Origin of the sequence: Advenella mandrilli, from assembly GCF_016595155.1 — a bacterium.
Taxonomy (GTDB): Bacteria; Pseudomonadota; Gammaproteobacteria; order Burkholderiales; family Burkholderiaceae_B; genus Advenella; species Advenella mandrilli.
In genome coordinates, this window is the sequence record NZ_JAENGP010000011.1 from 17,258 (window position 1) to 33,847 (window position 16,590).

Below are 16,590 nucleotides of genomic sequence, written 5' to 3' on the forward strand. Positions count from 1 at the left end.
TGTTTAATTTTATTGTTTTAATCAGAAATTATGATTTCAGCAGATGACTTTTTAAAAGAACGAAACCAAATTCAAGGCAAAGGCAAACTTCTCAAATTTAAAAATGACATACTGAAACTGAGAAAAGCAGGTTTAACATTGTCTGAAATTTGTGATTTTCTTGAACAAAATAATGTCTCCTCTTCGATTGAAGCGGTAAGGGTTTTTTGTAAAAAACATTCTGCTAGCTTCGAGTCCACCATCACACCACCGAAAAATAATAAAGTAGAGTTAGTAAAGCCTGCTACAGAAAAAAGATCTGTAAAGTCTGTGGTGCCGGACACCACAACAGTTAAGCCAGAAAGTTCCAAATCAAAGTCAGATTGGACGCCGCCATCCTGGGCACCAAAAGACTTAAATCTTGATGACTATATTTAAGAATAATTATGCTGACTGAAATTCACTCTGAGCTTTACCATGGTACGGCTGAATACTTTGATTCTTTCCGAGAGCCAGGCATTAGGAGAGATCGAGGAGCAGGGTATGATCACCAGGGAAGAGCAGTTTACCTAACTAGTGATCCAAACGGATATGGTCGTTTTTTTGCACGAGAATCTTCAGCAAAATTGGTAGTTAAGTTGCAAGCACAGAAAAAATACAAAGAAGCGGAAAAACTCTACGTTTCAGATGGAGTAGTTTTGTCAGTAAAAGTGAATGAAGGTGCTCGTATATTGGATATTACTCAGGCACCTGATTCTATTAGGGCATTGTTTGATAGTAGCGTAGGAAATGAGGGAGTTGGTCACCAATTACGTCAGGCTGTTTTAGAAGCAGGTTTTGACGGCATTGCTTTTAAAGAACCTAACTTTCCTGAAGGATGGGAAGTTGCTCATAACGCTATGACAGTGGTTGTATATAACCATAGTCAATTAACAATTACTGGCTGTAAAGAGGCAGATTTGTATGAGTTGCCTTCAGGGTGGGCACTACGTGAAGATAGCGGATCAAGACAATCAGAGCCAGTATTTGATAAATTTGATAATAAAACCTTTACTGATGAGATGTTCGAGGAGGCCCGTCGAGCGATTTTGGCAAACTTGAATGATCAGCGTCGAAGTGAAGTGCAAATTGAGTTTTCCCCTGGACTTGAAGATTAATCTGATTTGTAAATTCAAGCAGACCCCCTAACCAACCTGTCTGTAAAAAGTGGCATAATATACTGTATAAATAAACAGTATATTAAATCATGAATATTCCTTCAGAACTTTTACCGCTTGCTTCTAGCCCTGTAGCTATTAGGAAAATAGACGCCAAAACTCCAGCTGGGTTTCCTTCTCCGGCCCAGGATATGGCCGTTAATCGGATAGACATTGGTGAAATCCTGGTCAAGCACCCAACGTCCACCTATTACATGTGCGTCAAGGGTAACTCCATGGTGGAAGCAGGCATTGAAGATGGTGATCATCTCATTGTGGACCGCTCCCTTACCGCCAGGCATAACCACATTGTGATTGCCGAAATTAACGGAGAGGTCACGGTTAAGCGTTTGTTCAGCCGCAACGGCATTATCCGGCTAAAGGCGGCCAATGCCACTTACCCGGATATTGCACCCGAGCCAGGCCAGGAATGGACAATTTGGGGAGTGGTAACGCATGTTATCAAAGACCTTATATGACCTTCGCACTGATTGACGGCAATTGTTTTTATTGCTCCTGTGAGCGTGTTTTTCGTCCTTCCCTCAAGGGCAAGCCTTTAATTGTCTTAAGCAATAACGACGGCTGTGCCATTGCGCGAACCGATGAGGCCAAAGCCTTAGGGATTAAAATGGGCGATCCTTGGTTTAGGCTCAGGCATCTTGAAAACTCCCGTGGCCTAGTGGCGCTGTCGGCCAATTTTCCTCTGTATGGTGATATGTCAGACCGCATGATGACGGTTGTTGGGCGATTTTCACCCAAACAGGAAGTTTATTCAATTGATGAAAGTTTTATTGATTTATCCGGTTTTAACGTGGATTTGGCTGAATATGGCCAACGTATCCGGGCTGAAGTATTACGCGATACCGGTATTCCAACCTGTGTGGGTATAGGTTCAACCAAAACGCTGGCCAAGCTGGCTAATCATATTGCAAAAAAACAGCCCAAGTGGAAGGGCGTTTGTGATCTTACCCAATTGAATCGTTATGAACTGGCTGCGCTGATGCAAAGTATTGATGCCAAAGAAGTATGGGGTATAGGGAGAAAAATATCTAAGCGGTTAGAGGAAATGGGGGTGCATACTGTACTGGATTTGGCCAAAGTGAATCCCGATGCAGCCCGGGCGGAATTTTCTATTGTCACTAGTAAAACCATTCAGGAATTGCGGGGTATTTCACGTTTAGAACTGGAAGAAATGGTGGTGCCAAAAAAACAGATTATTTCTTCCCGCTCTTTTGGTTTTCCCATGACTGATTTTTTACAATTGCAAAGTGCTTTGTCAGAATTTATAGCCATTGCTTGCAACAAATTAAGGTCCCAAAATTCCATTGCAGGCTGCATGCAAATTTTTATTACCACTAGTCCCTTTGATAAGGATAGGCAATATGGGAATAGCAGAATGGTGATACCGCCTTGTCCAACCGCAGATAACCAGATTTTTACCAAGTATGCCCTGAAAGCCCTAGAAGCCATTTGGCGTCCCGGCTATAAATACAAAAAAGCTGGTGTGATGTTAATGGACATTTTGCCGTCACAACCAGTTCAGGGTGAGCTGTGTTTGGGGTATCCAGAGCAGGAAAAGCGGGCACAATTAATGGCAACGCTGGATAAGATCAATGCCAATTTCGGACGTGGTACTGTAAAAACGGGTAGTATTGGTTTTCATGAAAGAGAGCATTGGTATATGCGACAGGAACGAAAAAGCCCAAGCTACACCACCAATTGGTTGGAGGTGCCCATTGCCCGGGCTTGAGGTTTTTGTCATGTAAACAGTAGATATGGTGCGTAGAATTCAAATTAGAAAATAATAAACCCCCGATCTTCAGGCTCCCATTCGTGTATTGCAGCCTGTTTTGCCAGATTGTATTGGTTTTGGAGAAAGTCTTTGCGTTTCTGTTCATTGTTACCAGTTTGCAAGATTAGGGTTTCTCGCAACGGCAAATGACTATTAATGAAATATTCGTTTCGTTTATGTAATCTAGATAACAACTTAACGCTTGGTACTTTTGCAAATTTGCCATCAGCACCACGATTGCACTCGGCGCAGGCGAGCACTAAATTCCATACGCCATCTATATTATTAACAATATCTCGCAGCATCCAAGGAAAAAAATGATCAACGTCAGCCAGGTTAGGAGAACTTGGTTCAACACTAATACTGTCATGACAATAAAAGCAATGCCCTTTTTGATAACCATTTAAACTATCCCTGCAGCTGCTTATATTTACGCGACGTTCTTTGTCGGTTGTAAACAGCAACTTGAGATCTTGGTCATATTGAACGCCAATCAAATTGTGAGAGATTCCCAACTTCCATCCATGTTCAACCAGACGCCAACGAGCTTCGGTTTCATTTTTAAAACTTTCAAATTGCATACTTTCAGAAAGATTGAAAAAATTATCCGTTAAACGAATTCCTTTGTGAGTTTTGCGTTCATCAATAAAAAAACGATTAGAAATTTCTTGATTGTTAACAACATGAAAAGCATCAATTACGTTAATAAAACCAAGTTTCATCGTGGCGGAAATTAATGTATCTTGACTGATTGTGCCTTTGTTATAAGATAAACAATGATCAATAAATTTGCTCGAATTGGACGTTACTTGTTTTGGTGAGTGCTTTAAATGTTCACAAATATGACGGCTGAATGGTTCTGCCAATTCCTCTAATGTTATCAATTCATTAGACACCTTTTTAAGTTCATATAACGATCGTGCTAATGCGAATTTATACGAAGCAACGTTACGACCAAATAAAATGATGGCTCGCCAATAGTTTTCTAGAGAGGGATCAACTTGATAAAATTCCATATCAAACCAGGTGGTAATTGGTTGTCTGCTTTATTTAAATAAATATTATTTTAAGCATATCATGCCATTGAGAATTGAAGAGAGCTGACAGTTATTTGGTTGGAACTCTTTTGTTAATGGCCATTGACATCTTTCAACTGGCAAGACTAATTTAATTTTAATTTGATAGACGAAATCAATGAATTTCCTAACCAGCCATAAAAACTGAGTATTAGTTCATCGCTTGGCGCGCTTGTGATGCTGTATGCATGAATGACGGCCAATTCAAAAAGCTGAGATGCAGTCTCTTCATCAATTAACTTAAGAATATTTAATTTCATCCAGAGAGTATGGATTAATTTTTTATTTGATGAAATTCGTAATTTCCGATGATGATAAATTTGTAGACGTCTTGTTGATTTTTTTTTAAATTCAGCAATATTGGCTTTTAGATCTCTAGATCAGGACATGCCTATTGTTTGTTGGATATGAGATACTTGCCTTCGTTTTTGACATTACCCACCGCTTTATTGGCCTCATGAAACTGCATTTTTTCAGAGGAATATTGTCCGGTTATTTGTCTTAATAGCGCATTGTTGTCATTGGTAGCTTTCAACCAGTCTCCATAAGAGGCTGGTTCAAGAATGACAGGCATCCGGTCATGAATTTCTTTAGTCAAGGCATTTGCGCTGGTGGTTAAAATAGTAAAGTTCGGGATCTCTTCATAGTATTCAAGAAGACCAGCAAATCCAAAAAGGCCACTCCTCGGGTAAATAAAGTATGGTTGCTTTCCTGCAGCTGTGGTTTTCCATTCGTAGTAACCGCTTGCAGGGACAATAATTCTAGATCTTTTCCATGCATTCCTGAAAAAAGGTTTTTCAGCTGCGGTTTCCACTTTAGCGTTAATAGGCTGTGGCATAGCTTCAGTGGCCCAGGAGGGCTTCAAACCCCAAATGGCATGTAGTAGGCTGGGTTTTCCATTAATTTCCTTGATGACAGGTGCTATTTGGTGTGGAGCAATGTTGTATCGTTCCGGCATTTGTATGTCTGAATCTATATTGAATTGATTGTGCAGGTTTTTAAATTCAAACAGGGCATATCTTCCACACATTGTTGCCTCGCGATGTAATTAAGTTAACAACAATTATTAAGCCTGGTTCATCTTGTCAATCTAAAAATAGTGATTATTCTTACAGGTGTTTGGTTGTTGGTAAACAAGATAATAAGTAAGGGTAGTTGATTGGTAACAGGACAGGGTCAGGTTAAATGATAGCTGTTTGAGTATTTTTTGATCAATGTACACCAGTTAAGCTATTTGTTATTTACTTGTATATTACTTGCCAAAAATAATTTCTACGTAACTTACTGATTATAAGAAACAAAAATCTATTTATTCATGTTTTTGCGTGACCGATCTTACGTAATACCGTGACCGATCTTACGTGGATATCTTTTTGAGAAGCTCTTGAAAACGTTGCTGCATATAGCATTGAGCCATTTTGAAATATGCGTGACCGATCTTACGTGGAGAAAAAGAAAAATCCACAAACTTATGAACAGATTTTGTGGATAATTATTGTTTGATTCTGGCCAGGTTATTTGATGCCCGATGGATGTGTAGTTTTGCTGATCTTAGAATTAAAAAGCATTCATCGTGATCAATGCAATTGGCAATTTCAGGATAGAAAAGAATAACTTCTTTTAGGCGAATTAAAAATTTATGCCTAAAATCGCGCAGAGCCTGTTGCTCAATTTTTTTCTGATTGTTGGCAGTTAGTTTTTTACTATTTGACCCGTAGCCAGAACCAAACTGGGCTTGTAGGGCTTTCCAAGGTATTTTTACCTGAGGTTGTTTTTTCATTCGAAGTAGGAAAATACGATAAATTAACCAGGCATAAATATCCATTGCAAGAGGGGACTTTTTAAGCGCTTGCATTACTCTTAAATCGAGTGGCACTGGTGCTTGGGTGATCTCATCATAGAACTCGTTTGTGAGCATGATTTGCCCACCCCAAACCGGTTTGTCAGTTGTTTTGTCCCAGCATAATACGGCCTTTTTAGCGATCAGAATGTTATCAACCATGAATTTATCGTTATCAGAATATTCGATACTAATCAGTGATGAAAATAATCGCCTGGCTTGCTCATCCAATTGCTTGATATAGTAACCAGTGTTTTGCATGCCTAACATCCTTAAGAATTCGGCCTGTGAAGAACCGATATTTAGAATTGGACTTTGGGTTTTCACTGCTTGTGTGCATATCCAAGTTAATAGTAGTCTTGGAATTGAACCGTACGGCAATCCAATTTTGGGTTTTCCTGTAATCGATAAAGTTGTTAATCCGTTAGTTCTCTCGTAATAGTTCGTTTTGGGATCAGAATGGGGTATTGAGCTTTGAGCAAGCGTGCGTGCTAAAAAACCGATCATGCCGGTTTCTTTTGCTGCCTCTCGTTGGATCAGAACAGCTGTATTGATAAGGCTGTCCTGACGTTTAGTCATTTTTTACTATGTTATCTGGGTGAGGAATTTTTTCAGGATCCATATAATGAAATGCCAGCATCCAGGATCTAGGAATTTCATTATTTTTTACCCATTGTGAAATTCTACCTTTACTTAAACGTGTGATAGTTAATACTTTTTGAGCACCTCCCAGAGTTTGAATGATTTTTTTTGCGTCCATTTTTTGTTTCACTTATTAATCCATACAAAAGTTTAGAGTTTTCTAAACTTGAGGTCAAGAATTTTCTAAACCACAGACGAGCAATAGTTGTGTTTAATTAGGATATGGATAAAAGATATATGATTCGCCGAACTAGGTTACGCCAGCTCATTGATGAAAGAGCTGACGGAGTCATTGTTCGCTTTGCGGAAATGTATGAGTATTCAAAGTCCCAAATTGGTCAGTACTTATCAACCACATATAACAATGGTAAAAGCATAGGGGATAAAGCAGCCAGGGCTATTGAACAAAGGCTGGGCTTAGAACCTTTGTGGTTAGATGGGGATCAACATTCAGTTGAAACTAAAGATTGGCCTTTTATTGTTTCTTATGATGATTACATGTCATTGAGTGAACAAGATAAAAATGAAGTCAATACGTTGTTAAAACTTAAAGTAGATGCTGCCAATTCTCAAAAAACAGTAAAAAAAACTGCTTGAGCATACGTGTTTCTACTATGTAGATAAAAATGTCTACTACGTAGATTTCGTTGATTAAGAATCAATTTTCAAAATATTTGGATTAAAACAACAACAAAAAAACAAAGTTACAAAAAAGTTTAGAAAATTCTAATTAAAAGTTTAGAAAATTCTTGACCTAAAGTTTAGAAAATTCTAAACTTGAGTTATCGAGTAATCGGTAGCTCTTTAAAAATTAATTCAGGAATAACCGGTAGTCGTACCGGTGAAGCAGACACCATTCATATGTGAATCTGGGTGAAGTGATGCCCGTTTATATGTGAATGACGATATGCAGCGGTTCTGTCCGGATGGCCGCAACCAAACATCGTATTTGTGAAAAATAGCCACGCACAATGTGCCTGGTCGGAAAACACCAGTAAGACGATACTGACACGGAAAAAACAGCTGTGAACGTGAATATTCACGGTATGAAATAACCTGACAACCAGCAGTGTGAAACGTATTAATCTGTTTGACTGGCCGGAAAAGACGGCAGAAAAGCCCCTCATAGCGAGGGGGGCTTTGGTAAGTTCTTTTATTTAAAAGAGAATTTACAGAAGCAGGACACTTAGAGCAGCTAAGACTCTTGATGCAATCCGAGAAGGAATGATTGGGACGAATGCTGCTTTCCAGCGGAAAAAGGGAAATATGATGGAAAACTTTGATAAAAATTTTTTTGATAAAGAAAAATGCCATTCAAAAGGCATTCCTGCGCTTAAACGTTTATTGGCTATTGCACAGGGAAACTCAGGGCAATGCCGTATTGTCGCTAATTTTTTGTTAAGTCTTTATAACGGAGACCGGTTTAAGTTTGATCTAACTGATTTCCGTAGTTTGGATATCTCCATTTTTATAGATAGCATTGCTGTTTTAGGGATGGACTATAGACCAAAACAAGAGGTGCATTGTTATTTTGAAAATGGTGGAAAAATCTGGGAAGATTTGGCTGAAAAATGGAAATTAAATAAATAGTAATCAGGTGCTCATACCTGATTTTTTTTAGGGAAAAATATGAAAGCAGTTCATTTTGTTTTACAGGGCAAAGGTGGTGTTGGAAAATCGTATATTGCTTCTTTACTGGCGCAATTCATTAATCAAATCGAATTCCAAGCGCATTGTTATGATACTGATCCGGTTAATACAACATTTTCAAAATACAAAAAACTGGGTGTTGAAGTGGTCAATATTTTGACTGAACATCAAAGTATTGATGCCTCAAAATTTGATAGTTTAATTGAAAAAATTATTGAAAAAGATGGTGTGTCAGTGATTGATAATGGGGCAGCAACATTCATACCACTGATGCAATACCTGCGTGAAAACGACGTTGTTGGTCTTTTGGAAGAATCAGGTGTTGATGTCAATATTCACGTACCAATAACATCAGGGCAGGCAAGCAAGGATACATTAACTGGTTTGATTACAGTATTACAGCAATTGAATACTCACGTCATTGTATGGCAAAATAATTACTGGGGTAATGTTGAGCTGGATGGTAAGGAGTTTTTAGATTGGAAAGTTTACCAGGACAACGTTGAACAGATAGTAGGTGTTATTCAACTTGAAAACCTGAATCCTGATACGTTTGGCAAAGACATCAAACAAATGACGAGCGAGCATTTAACATTTGATGAAGTTATGCAGTCGTCCAATTATACGTTAATGCCTAAGCAACGGCTAAAACGGGTACAGCGTGATGTGTTTAACCAGCTGGCACAACAAACTATTTTTGTCCGGCAAGAAAGCCTTGGAGGGTTAGGATGAATATACGTTTAAGGACATTGATAATGCTGCCATTGGCGGCATTTTTTTTGGCTAGTGCGAATACGGTATATGCCCAGAATGAGCTAACAGGAGATACTCGACTTGCATGTGAAGCGGTGCTTTGTTTGTCCAGCAGTACTCAACCTGGCGAATGTGCACCATCGTTAGCTCGGTACTTTGGTATCAAATTCGACAAACCATGGGAGACGATTAAAGCCAGAATCGATTTTTTAAGTATGTGCCCAGCTCACAATGAACCAGGTATGTCATCACTAATTGTTGCTATTGCAAATGGGGCAGGGAAATGTGATTCAGCGTTTTTGAATCGGTTCAATAAAATTGAAATGGTTCGGAAAGAATGCAAAAAAGTCGGATGGTATGACCATGATCAAAGTTGCACAACAACTCAAGTTGAATTAATTAGTAATAAAAAACCAGACTATTGCTTGGTTTATGAAAACCATGAGTACACGGATTTAAATACTGGTTACGTAGGAGATATGTTGACTGGTGGTCGTTGGGCGGATGTTGATGAGTACGATCAGGCGCTGCAGCGCTATAAAGATAATTATCAGCCTATCCCTAGAGGAGTAACCTATTCCCCCCTAAATGACGGTAAATCTGAAAATGACAGTTGATAAAAACCTTGTGCCTGAAGCTATTGAAAAGGTTGATCCTGTAAATGCCGACATCAAACAGATTATTAGTGACGTGTTTAGCATTAGTGGTCTTAAAATTTCAGCAGATGATCCTATTGTTGCTATTTTGCTTTATCAAAAAAAACAGCTGGCCATAAACAGAAAGGGATTGGAAGAACATGATAATGCATTTTTTATAAATCTTGATCAGCGGTTTCAGAAAATAAGCCAACACTACGAAGAAATGCAAAATCAGAAAAACATCATATTGACCGAGCTGATGCAAAAAAATGAACGATTGGTAAAGGACGAGCTGCAAAAGCAAAAACCAAACCATGAAACCGTTTTTTTTGTCGTGCTGGGTATTTTGGTGACCTTACAGTTTTTGTTAATTCTATTGACACTATTCAAACCATGAAATTTAAGATTTTAATTACTCCATTGTTATTGTATGGAGGCACAGCCCTGGCAGCCGTGGAAACGGTTAATTTCAATGCCCTGGCCAAAGAGTGTGCCCCTGGCGTTCATGTTGCTACATTGCAAGCGATAGCACGCACGGAAAGCGGTTTTAATCCGTATGCCATTGGCGTTGTAGGCGGTTCAGTTAAACAGCCACAAAGCTTTTCTGAAGCCGTGGAAACGGCCAATAAACTACACGCACAGGGTAAAAATTTCAGTATGGGTCTTGCCCAGGTAAACCGGCATAACATTGATAAATATGAGCTGGATTATGAAAAAGTGTTTGACCCATGCTTAAATCTGAAAGCCGGTGCAGAAATCTTGGCTGAATGTTTTTCCAGGGCAAGTGGTAAACCACAACAAGCCCTGCAAAAAGCTTTGAGCTGCTATTACTCCGGCAACTTTCGTACGGGATTTACCCAAGACTTTGCCGGATTGCCCAGCTATGTGGACCGGATAAAAAATAGTGCCGTCGAGAATACAGATGGGCAAGTTATTAAACTGGCACAGGCTGATTTAAATAAAGAGCCTGAAACAATCATTCCGGCCATTGATCCAGCGGCACCGGCACCGGTGACCGTAAAAGTCCGGGGAAAGCCAAAGAAAACAGCACATGCACCGGTAAAGCCCGTTACCGAAAATAAAAGAGACCCAGATCAACCCAAGAAAAGCTGGGATGCATTTGGTGAGTTTTAATAATGTAGGAGGTCATCATGAAAGTACCAGCACTGGTGCTGGCAGGCGTGTGTCTTTGTTTTTCTTCATCGGTCTATGCCTGGTACAGCCCACCCTGGAACAACTGGAGCGGTAAAGGTGTTGATGCACACGTAACCATTCCGATTAAAAAACCAGACAACAGTCCGCAGCAGGACAGTTTTAAACAACAAATTGGACGTATTGATACAGGAGTAAGCATATACCCAACATCATATAAAAAAGTAAATGGATATACCCGGTTGTCCTTGGGTGATCTATTTGGCAGTTTTGGTTCACAGGCCGTTATCAACATTAATTGGTAACGGTTTTTTTATTATTAAATTTCAAAAGGTTAAATATGAGTATCGTTGTAAATAAAGAAAACCCTAAATCTCTGGATTTGAAAGCTGTTTTCAAAGAATCCTTGCTGTTTCTGCTTTTAGCCGTTTTCCTTTTTGTGTGTAGTGATGCTATGGCGCAAGTGGGTGGGGGTGGCGGGTTTGCTAATGAAGCTAAAAGAATGATTGAAAATGTACGGGACGGCATTGTAATTATTGTGGGTGTTGTTGCAATGATTGCACTGGTCTGGACAATGGCACAAGGCTTTCAGGGCAAGAAAACTTGGTCTGATGTGCTTGAAATGAGCTTGTGGATTTTTGGCGCTGGGGCGGCAGTATTAGCAGCAACATGGTTTTTTACCTCTGGCCAAAAAGTCACATTTGGATAAGTGAAAAATGCAGATGGAAGAAAAAACATTCCCAACGTATGGGGCTTTGTCTCGGTCTGCAATAGTGATGGGTATTCCATTAGTGCCGATGGCGGCATTAATCGGTTGCACTATGGTGGTAACAATGTTTTTTTTGACCTTTATTGGCGGAAAAGCATTGTTATTAACGGTGATTCCGATACCGATTCTCTTTGTATTTAAAACCGTTTCAAAAAATGATGACAGGGCATTGAATATCCTGGGATATGAATTGCTCTGTTTTTTTTATAGACGCAATGCCCGGCTTTTTAACAAAACAACAACGATTCTGGGCACCAAATACGGACAGAAATTAAATGATTATCAGCGATTTTTTGAACAACGCTCTGAAGCGGCAGGCAGGTCAGTCAGATTTTCTACCGAAAATATCCCAACACGTGACTGAAAACATTGTCCATTATAGTGATGGGTACTTTGCGTTTACGGTACGACTTGAAGGCATACCGTTTGAGTCAGTAAACGATAACTACTTGTACAACCAGTTTCACCAGCTGGCATTAACCTTTTCCGGTGCTGGCAAGAACCTGGGCAACCGGTTGGCGGTCTGGACAACATTGCAACGAAAGAAACGGGATTTCAACAGGCTATATCAACAGGAAAATATTTTTTGCCAGGAGTTCACCGAAAAATATATTTCACGGTTTCAGAAAGGCAGCTTTTTCAGCAATGCATTTTATATAACAGCGTTAATCAAGTATGAGGATTACGATGATGGTCTTAAAGAAATATTGGACCTGCTTGATGCCTTGATGCAAGACCTGCAAACTTATGATCCTTATGTACTGACCGTATATAAAAATAAGTTCGGTATTGTATTTTCTGAAGTTTATGAGTTCTTTGATTCTTTGATTAACTATGAATATGAACGAATACCTTTATCAAATATAGATGCCTGCGAAGTATTGGGTGATTCTGACCTGCATTTTGGTACAGACGTAGTTGAAATACGCACGCCTAACAATACAATGTACGCAACTTGTTGGGACTTGAAAGACTTTGGTGTATCAAAAGTCAAGGTATTGACGGGTGTTCTTGACTTGCCGTGTGAATTTAACTTCACGCAAAGTTTTTCTTACATTGAGAACCAGAAAATTCAGACTACGATAAATAAACAGATCAATAACCTGATTTCAGTTGGTGACCAGGCGCATGATCAGCATGATGAACTGCTGCAGGGTAAAGGCGGGGTGACGTCAGGCGAACTGATGTTTGGTGATTACCATGCCGCTTTGGTGGTATACAGTGACTCGCTGAAAGATGCCACCCGACTGGGCACTTTGGCACGTGCCCGTTTTCAAAACTCGGGCGGTTTTCAATTTAAAAAAGCGGGTTTTTCGGCACCGATTACTTATTTCAGCCAAGTCCCGGGTGCAAAAAAACGGCCACGCAGTGCGCCCAAAACAACGGTCAATCTGGCAACCACATTTGGCATGCATACCCATAGTCACGGTAAAACTATGGGTAATCCGATTGGTGACGGCAGTGCAGTCATGCCTTTGCTAACCAAGTCCAATACCATTTATGACTTTAATTGGCACTTCAGTAGTCCGAAAGAAGATAATACGGGCGATAAACTGGCCGGGCATACGCTTCTGTTAGGTGCTACGGGTGTAGGTAAAACGACCATGGAAACGGCCATGTTAACAATGACCCAACGTTTTAACCCGTTTTTGTTCGTACTTGATCTTGATTATGGCATGCAGATTTTTATGCGGGCAATAGGTGGTCAGTATTTCTCCTTAGAGGCTGGTAAGCCCACTGGCTTGAATCCATTCCAGTTGCCTGATACAGCAGACACCAGAGAGTTTTTAAACCGACTGGTGGGCGTTTGTGGGCAGAATTCAGAGGGAAAACTATCAGCTGAAGAAGAGCATCAAATTAAACATGCGATTGATACGATGTTCAACAACATTAATTTTGAAAATCGTAACTTCAGTGTCCTACTGCAAAGCATTCCGTTTTCTGCGGAAGATAATTCACTTCGTACTCGTCTGACTAAATGGTGCCGTAGTGAAGGAGGCCGTTATGCCTGGTGCCTGGATAACCCGGTTAACAAATTTGATCCTGATACATTCAGCAAGATCGGATTTGACCTGACGGATCTCCTGAAAGAAAACTATGCACCAACCGAACCGGTGCTTGCCTATTTGTTTTATTTACGAAATCTCATGATGCAGCGAATTGCCCAGCATGATGGCTTGATGATGACGGTTGTTGAGGAATGCTGGTGGCCGTTGCGCTTCAATGCAACCAAAGACCAGATCCTGAAAATCCTGAAAACAGACCGCAAGCTGGGGGGCTGGATTTTGCTGACAACCCAAAGCCCTGAAGATGTGATCCAGTCTGACATTTTTCCTGCCATTGTGCAGCAAACACCCACTAAAATCTACTTGCCTAACCCGGATGCCAAATTTGAAGGAGGATATGAAAAATGCGGCATGACCCGCAAGGAATTTGACGAATTAGTCAAGTTAACCCTGGATAGCAGAACATTTCTTGTTAAACAGGGGCAGCAATCATCATTTGCCAAGTTGGATCTGTACGGGTTTTCTGATGAACTGGCCGTGTTGTCCGGTTCAGCCAACAATATTGAAATCCTGAATCAATTGATGAGCGAACGCGATTTTGATAGTCCCAATGACTGGTACCCGATTTTTAAAGAACGGGTAAAGGTAGCCAGGAAAGCAAAACGAAAAATATAACCGTCTATTGGGCGGTTTTTTTTTACTCAAGGAAAGAGAATGAAACTTTTAAACAGTGTAGCCATTCTGGCCATGATGGGTTTTCAAACGGTTATGGCGCAGGGCATTCCCACGATTGATAAGGCCGCTATCCTGAAGTATGGCGAGCAAATCATACAAATGAAAGAGCAGATTGATAATCAGATTCAACAGATCACGGAACTGAAGAGCCAGGTTAAAGCCCTGACAGGAGGCAGGGAAATGGGTAACTTGCTAAAAGATACGGTTAAAGACCAAATCCCTGATGAATGGAACGATATTTATAAATTGGTGAACATAGATACCAGCAATCTAACTGACACTAAAAAGTTTGATCCAGAGGCTAATTTAAAGGCTTTGGCTGGTATCCAACAAATGACGGAAACGGCTTTTTCTGATACTAAAAGTAGGCAGGCCAATATTGATGGCCTTATGCGGGAATTGAATAACACGACTGATATCAAAGCGGCAGCAGACTTGCAGGGACGCATTGCTGCAGAACAGGCCACGATTGCGAATAACCAAACAAAGCTTGATCAAATGGCCCGCATGTATGAAATTCAAAAAGAAGTGAATGCAAGGCAACGGACGGCATACAACCAGTGTGTACTTGAAAATTGGGCGGTAAATGATGATGGTAATTGCAGATAGTTCAAGATGGTTACAAATTGCAATACAATAAGCCTGCATTATTATTACTTAATAAAGGTTTAACGATGAAATTATTTGTGGCAATCGCTTTAAGTGCAACTTTGTTTTTAACAGCTTGCGGTGAAAAAAATGATTCAGCGAAGTCAACAACCGCTGTATCAATCACTATTCCAGAGGGTACTCCAGTACCGCCCGGTGGATTAGGAAATGAAGATGAAATGAAATGCAAAACAAATTCAAATTATCATGGTAAAGACCATGAGCGCACGGCACAACTTTGTAAGTCAAGGTTAGGCCAGGAAAAATGTGAGCAATATTTCACTAAAGCAGCTTGCAATTCACCGCCTGAAAAAGAGGATAGTTAATCATGCATTCTGTTCTGATTGCAATGTCAGAATATATAACAGGTAATCTTGGCAGTAACCTATTTATGAAAACGGGTGCATTTATTTCAAATATTGCGCCCGTTTTTTCTATTGGGTTTGGGTTATACGTTGTTATTCTGGCTTTTTATTATTACAACCGTGGTCTTGATGAATCCATTTTGGAATTGACAAAAAAATCCATTGGCTGGTTGTTAATCATTGCATTTGCTTTTAATGCAAAAAACTATGCCTATCTGGCTAATTTGTTTTATGGGTTACCTGAAGCTATGGCAGGTTGGTTCAGTGGTGAAGAAGTGAATGCAACAGCCATCAAAGCCAGTGTAGGTCATATAAATGACACCATTGCCGCTCTCGACAAACTAATTGATGATGCAAGTTGGTATGAACTGCAACTTCAATTTACCGTGTTTTTAGCTAAAGTTGTGGTGTATTTATGTGGCACTGTACTGGTGTCGTTTGTATTTTTCTTTTACTTGATAGCAAAGTTATGCCTAGCATTAACATTAATGGTGGGCCCATTATTTATTGGGGCGGCTCTATTTCCGGCAACTAGGCAATATGCAATGAACTGGCTGGGACAAATCCTGAATTTTGCAGTCAGCGTAACTTTGTATTCAGTTATTTTTATTTTACAAACAAGCTTTGTTGAAGGGCAGCTTGAAAAATGGGGAACCAGTGGGATTAAAAATATTGCCGGTGCCTATGAAGTGGCATCAATCATGGTGATATTAACGATCTTGTTCATTATCGTGGTCCTGAGCATACCATCAATCACATCAGCCCTGACAGGTGGTGCCGGTGTTGATGGACAGGGCAGAACAATGGGTAGATTGGGTGCAAATGCAATTGGGGCAGGTAAATTTGTTTCACGTTTAGCCAGTAGTCTGCGGTCGAATGGCATGAAAGGGAATTAAAGGAAAACTATGTTGGAAGACAGACGTATCCAAAAGGCAATTAGCAGTTATGAGGTCAGTAAAGGCTGGTCTACGGTTTTTTTATTCTATGGCTTGTTGGTGTCAGGAGTTGTTGGCCAGCTTCTGTATTTGGGCTTACAGTATATTGGTGTTGAAAAGGCAGAGGGATACGCCTGGTTTTTAGGTATTCTGTTTTTTGTGGCCGCTATTTATTTCATAATAAATTTTCCAATTATCGGCTTACTTATAGGCGGTTTTTTAACTGTAAATGTGTCGGCAACAGCAGCCTATTTTACTTATGAATCTGGGGGCTTGGGTAGTTCACTAGCCGTTTTTGCCGTACTGTGTTTGATCAGTAGTGCGATTCATTACACTGCAATTGAAGATCTGAAAAATATCTAGTCTAGCTAAGTGTCCAACATAACCGCCTCAGGGCGGTTTTTTTATGTCCGA

The 16,590-nt window shown here is 40.1% G+C and carries 22 protein-coding genes; 18 read left to right on the forward strand and 4 right to left on the reverse strand.

All coding sequences use genetic code 11. The features are described 5' to 3' along the window. The first annotated feature begins 30 nt into the window (after positions 1 to 30). From JHL22_RS10215 to JHL22_RS10230, 4 genes are all read left to right on the forward strand, one after another. Positions 31 to 417 (forward strand): hypothetical protein, encoded by a 387-nt coding sequence (locus JHL22_RS10215; protein WP_200236837.1) that lies wholly within the window; start codon positions 31 to 33, stop codon positions 415 to 417. Positions 418 to 425: 8 nt separating this feature from the next. Further along, on the forward strand, positions 426 to 1,136 hold the full coding sequence (locus JHL22_RS10220) for a hypothetical protein (RefSeq protein WP_200236840.1): 711 nt from the start codon (positions 426 to 428) through the stop codon (positions 1,134 to 1,136). Positions 1,137 to 1,225: 89 nt separating this feature from the next. Next, complete coding sequence (locus JHL22_RS10225) at positions 1,226 to 1,654, forward strand: LexA family protein (RefSeq protein ID WP_200236842.1); 429 nt, start codon at positions 1,226 to 1,228, stop codon at positions 1,652 to 1,654. Next, entirely contained in the window at positions 1,651 to 2,925 is a 1,275-nt protein-coding gene (locus tag JHL22_RS10230) for a Y-family DNA polymerase (RefSeq protein WP_200236845.1), read from the forward strand. The genes JHL22_RS10225 and JHL22_RS10230 overlap by 4 nt, the downstream gene beginning before the upstream one ends. Before the next feature lie 44 nt (positions 2,926 to 2,969). Here JHL22_RS10230 and JHL22_RS10235 read toward each other — a convergent pair whose 3' ends face one another. From JHL22_RS10235 to JHL22_RS10250, 4 genes are all read right to left on the reverse strand, one after another. Beyond that, positions 2,970 to 3,983 carry an HNH endonuclease family protein gene (locus JHL22_RS10235; protein ID WP_200236847.1) on the reverse strand — a complete coding sequence of 338 codons (1,014 nt, stop codon included), beginning with the start codon at positions 3,981 to 3,983 and terminating at the stop codon, positions 2,970 to 2,972. A 451-nt stretch (positions 3,984 to 4,434) separates the two neighbouring features. Next, positions 4,435 to 5,073 (reverse strand): SOS response-associated peptidase, encoded by a 639-nt coding sequence (locus tag JHL22_RS10240; RefSeq protein ID WP_200236849.1) that lies wholly within the window; start codon positions 5,071 to 5,073, stop codon positions 4,435 to 4,437. A 462-nt stretch (positions 5,074 to 5,535) separates the two neighbouring features. Continuing rightward, a complete protein-coding gene (locus JHL22_RS10245) occupies positions 5,536 to 6,462 on the reverse strand; it encodes a replication protein RepA (protein WP_200236851.1) in 927 nt (308 codons plus the stop codon). Continuing rightward, the gene (locus JHL22_RS10250) at positions 6,455 to 6,655 is read right to left on the reverse strand and encodes a hypothetical protein (RefSeq protein ID WP_200236854.1); all 201 of its coding nucleotides are present in this window, start codon (positions 6,653 to 6,655) and stop codon (positions 6,455 to 6,457) included. The genes JHL22_RS10245 and JHL22_RS10250 overlap by 8 nt, the downstream gene beginning before the upstream one ends. Before the next feature lie 107 nt (positions 6,656 to 6,762). Here JHL22_RS10250 and JHL22_RS10255 point away from each other — a divergent pair, with 107 nt between their 5' ends. The 14 genes from JHL22_RS10255 to JHL22_RS10320 all read left to right on the forward strand — a co-directional run bounded on the left by JHL22_RS10255 (position 6,763) and on the right by JHL22_RS10320 (position 16,539). Continuing rightward, complete coding sequence (locus JHL22_RS10255; RefSeq protein ID WP_200236857.1) at positions 6,763 to 7,122, forward strand: hypothetical protein; 360 nt, start codon at positions 6,763 to 6,765, stop codon at positions 7,120 to 7,122. Between the two features lie 627 nt (positions 7,123 to 7,749). Continuing rightward, positions 7,750 to 8,115 (forward strand): DUF7673 family protein, encoded by a 366-nt coding sequence (locus JHL22_RS10260; protein WP_200236860.1) that lies wholly within the window; start codon positions 7,750 to 7,752, stop codon positions 8,113 to 8,115. A gap of 39 nt (positions 8,116 to 8,154) precedes the next feature. Continuing rightward, positions 8,155 to 8,907: a P-loop NTPase family protein gene (locus JHL22_RS10265; protein WP_200236862.1), complete on the forward strand. Its 753-nt coding sequence runs from the start codon at positions 8,155 to 8,157 to the stop codon at positions 8,905 to 8,907. Then, positions 8,904 to 9,545 (forward strand): TrbM/KikA/MpfK family conjugal transfer protein, encoded by a 642-nt coding sequence (locus JHL22_RS10270; RefSeq protein ID WP_200236866.1) that lies wholly within the window; start codon positions 8,904 to 8,906, stop codon positions 9,543 to 9,545. The genes JHL22_RS10265 and JHL22_RS10270 overlap by 4 nt, the downstream gene beginning before the upstream one ends. Further along, complete coding sequence (locus tag JHL22_RS10275; RefSeq protein ID WP_200236868.1) at positions 9,535 to 9,963, forward strand: hypothetical protein; 429 nt, start codon at positions 9,535 to 9,537, stop codon at positions 9,961 to 9,963. The genes JHL22_RS10270 and JHL22_RS10275 overlap by 11 nt, the downstream gene beginning before the upstream one ends. Continuing rightward, positions 9,960 to 10,700, forward strand: a complete 741-nt coding sequence (locus JHL22_RS10280; protein ID WP_200236872.1) for a lytic transglycosylase domain-containing protein — start codon at positions 9,960 to 9,962, stop codon at positions 10,698 to 10,700. The genes JHL22_RS10275 and JHL22_RS10280 overlap by 4 nt, the downstream gene beginning before the upstream one ends. 17 nt (positions 10,701 to 10,717) lie before the next feature. After that, positions 10,718 to 11,023 (forward strand): hypothetical protein, encoded by a 306-nt coding sequence (locus JHL22_RS10285; RefSeq protein ID WP_200236874.1) that lies wholly within the window; start codon positions 10,718 to 10,720, stop codon positions 11,021 to 11,023. A gap of 35 nt (positions 11,024 to 11,058) precedes the next feature. Then, positions 11,059 to 11,427, forward strand: coding sequence for a TrbC/VirB2 family protein (locus JHL22_RS10290; protein WP_200236876.1), 369 nt, complete (start codon positions 11,059 to 11,061; stop codon positions 11,425 to 11,427). Positions 11,428 to 11,434: 7 nt separating this feature from the next. Further along, the gene (locus JHL22_RS10295; protein WP_200236879.1) at positions 11,435 to 11,851 is read left to right on the forward strand and encodes a VirB3 family type IV secretion system protein; all 417 of its coding nucleotides are present in this window, start codon (positions 11,435 to 11,437) and stop codon (positions 11,849 to 11,851) included. Next, entirely contained in the window at positions 11,844 to 14,168 is a 2,325-nt protein-coding gene (locus JHL22_RS10300) for a VirB4 family type IV secretion/conjugal transfer ATPase (protein ID WP_329610663.1), read from the forward strand. The genes JHL22_RS10295 and JHL22_RS10300 overlap by 8 nt, the downstream gene beginning before the upstream one ends. Positions 14,169 to 14,207: 39 nt before the next feature. Continuing rightward, positions 14,208 to 14,837, forward strand: coding sequence for a type IV secretion system protein (locus tag JHL22_RS10305; protein WP_200236883.1), 630 nt, complete (start codon positions 14,208 to 14,210; stop codon positions 14,835 to 14,837). Continuing rightward, the gene (locus JHL22_RS10310; RefSeq protein WP_200236885.1) at positions 14,828 to 15,202 is read left to right on the forward strand and encodes a hypothetical protein; all 375 of its coding nucleotides are present in this window, start codon (positions 14,828 to 14,830) and stop codon (positions 15,200 to 15,202) included. The genes JHL22_RS10305 and JHL22_RS10310 overlap by 10 nt, the downstream gene beginning before the upstream one ends. 2 nt (positions 15,203 to 15,204) lie before the next feature. After that, positions 15,205 to 16,137, forward strand: coding sequence for a TrbL/VirB6 family protein (locus JHL22_RS10315; RefSeq protein ID WP_200236888.1), 933 nt, complete (start codon positions 15,205 to 15,207; stop codon positions 16,135 to 16,137). Between the two features lie 9 nt (positions 16,138 to 16,146). Beyond that, a complete protein-coding gene (locus JHL22_RS10320) occupies positions 16,147 to 16,539 on the forward strand; it encodes a hypothetical protein (protein ID WP_200236890.1) in 393 nt (130 codons plus the stop codon). Positions 16,540 to 16,590: the final 51 nt, after the last annotated feature.

Bases quoted from the DNA above. Each gene is read 5' to 3' on its own strand.
- JHL22_RS10215 (WP_200236837.1), top strand. From the start codon at position 31: ATGATTTCAGCAGATGACTTTTTAAAAGAACGAAACCAAATTCAAGGC.
- JHL22_RS10220 (WP_200236840.1), top strand. From the start codon at position 426: ATGCTGACTGAAATTCACTCTGAGCTTTACCATGGTACGGCTGAATAC.
- JHL22_RS10225 (WP_200236842.1), top strand. From the start codon at position 1,226: ATGAATATTCCTTCAGAACTTTTACCGCTTGCTTCTAGCCCTGTAGCT.
- JHL22_RS10230 (WP_200236845.1), top strand. From the start codon at position 1,651: ATGACCTTCGCACTGATTGACGGCAATTGTTTTTATTGCTCCTGTGAG.
- JHL22_RS10235 (WP_200236847.1), bottom strand. From the start codon at position 3,983: ATGGAATTTTATCAAGTTGATCCCTCTCTAGAAAACTATTGGCGAGCC.
- JHL22_RS10240 (WP_200236849.1), bottom strand. From the start codon at position 5,073: ATGTGTGGAAGATATGCCCTGTTTGAATTTAAAAACCTGCACAATCAA.
- JHL22_RS10245 (WP_200236851.1), bottom strand. From the start codon at position 6,462: ATGACTAAACGTCAGGACAGCCTTATCAATACAGCTGTTCTGATCCAA.
- JHL22_RS10255 (WP_200236857.1), top strand. From the start codon at position 6,763: ATGATTCGCCGAACTAGGTTACGCCAGCTCATTGATGAAAGAGCTGAC.
- JHL22_RS10260 (WP_200236860.1), top strand. From the start codon at position 7,750: ATGATTGGGACGAATGCTGCTTTCCAGCGGAAAAAGGGAAATATGATG.
- JHL22_RS10265 (WP_200236862.1), top strand. From the start codon at position 8,155: ATGAAAGCAGTTCATTTTGTTTTACAGGGCAAAGGTGGTGTTGGAAAA.
- JHL22_RS10270 (WP_200236866.1), top strand. From the start codon at position 8,904: ATGAATATACGTTTAAGGACATTGATAATGCTGCCATTGGCGGCATTT.
- JHL22_RS10275 (WP_200236868.1), top strand. From the start codon at position 9,535: ATGACAGTTGATAAAAACCTTGTGCCTGAAGCTATTGAAAAGGTTGAT.
- JHL22_RS10280 (WP_200236872.1), top strand. From the start codon at position 9,960: ATGAAATTTAAGATTTTAATTACTCCATTGTTATTGTATGGAGGCACA.
- JHL22_RS10285 (WP_200236874.1), top strand. From the start codon at position 10,718: ATGAAAGTACCAGCACTGGTGCTGGCAGGCGTGTGTCTTTGTTTTTCT.
- JHL22_RS10290 (WP_200236876.1), top strand. From the start codon at position 11,059: ATGAGTATCGTTGTAAATAAAGAAAACCCTAAATCTCTGGATTTGAAA.
- JHL22_RS10295 (WP_200236879.1), top strand. From the start codon at position 11,435: ATGCAGATGGAAGAAAAAACATTCCCAACGTATGGGGCTTTGTCTCGG.
- JHL22_RS10305 (WP_200236883.1), top strand. From the start codon at position 14,208: ATGAAACTTTTAAACAGTGTAGCCATTCTGGCCATGATGGGTTTTCAA.
- JHL22_RS10315 (WP_200236888.1), top strand. From the start codon at position 15,205: ATGCATTCTGTTCTGATTGCAATGTCAGAATATATAACAGGTAATCTT.
- JHL22_RS10320 (WP_200236890.1), top strand. From the start codon at position 16,147: ATGTTGGAAGACAGACGTATCCAAAAGGCAATTAGCAGTTATGAGGTC.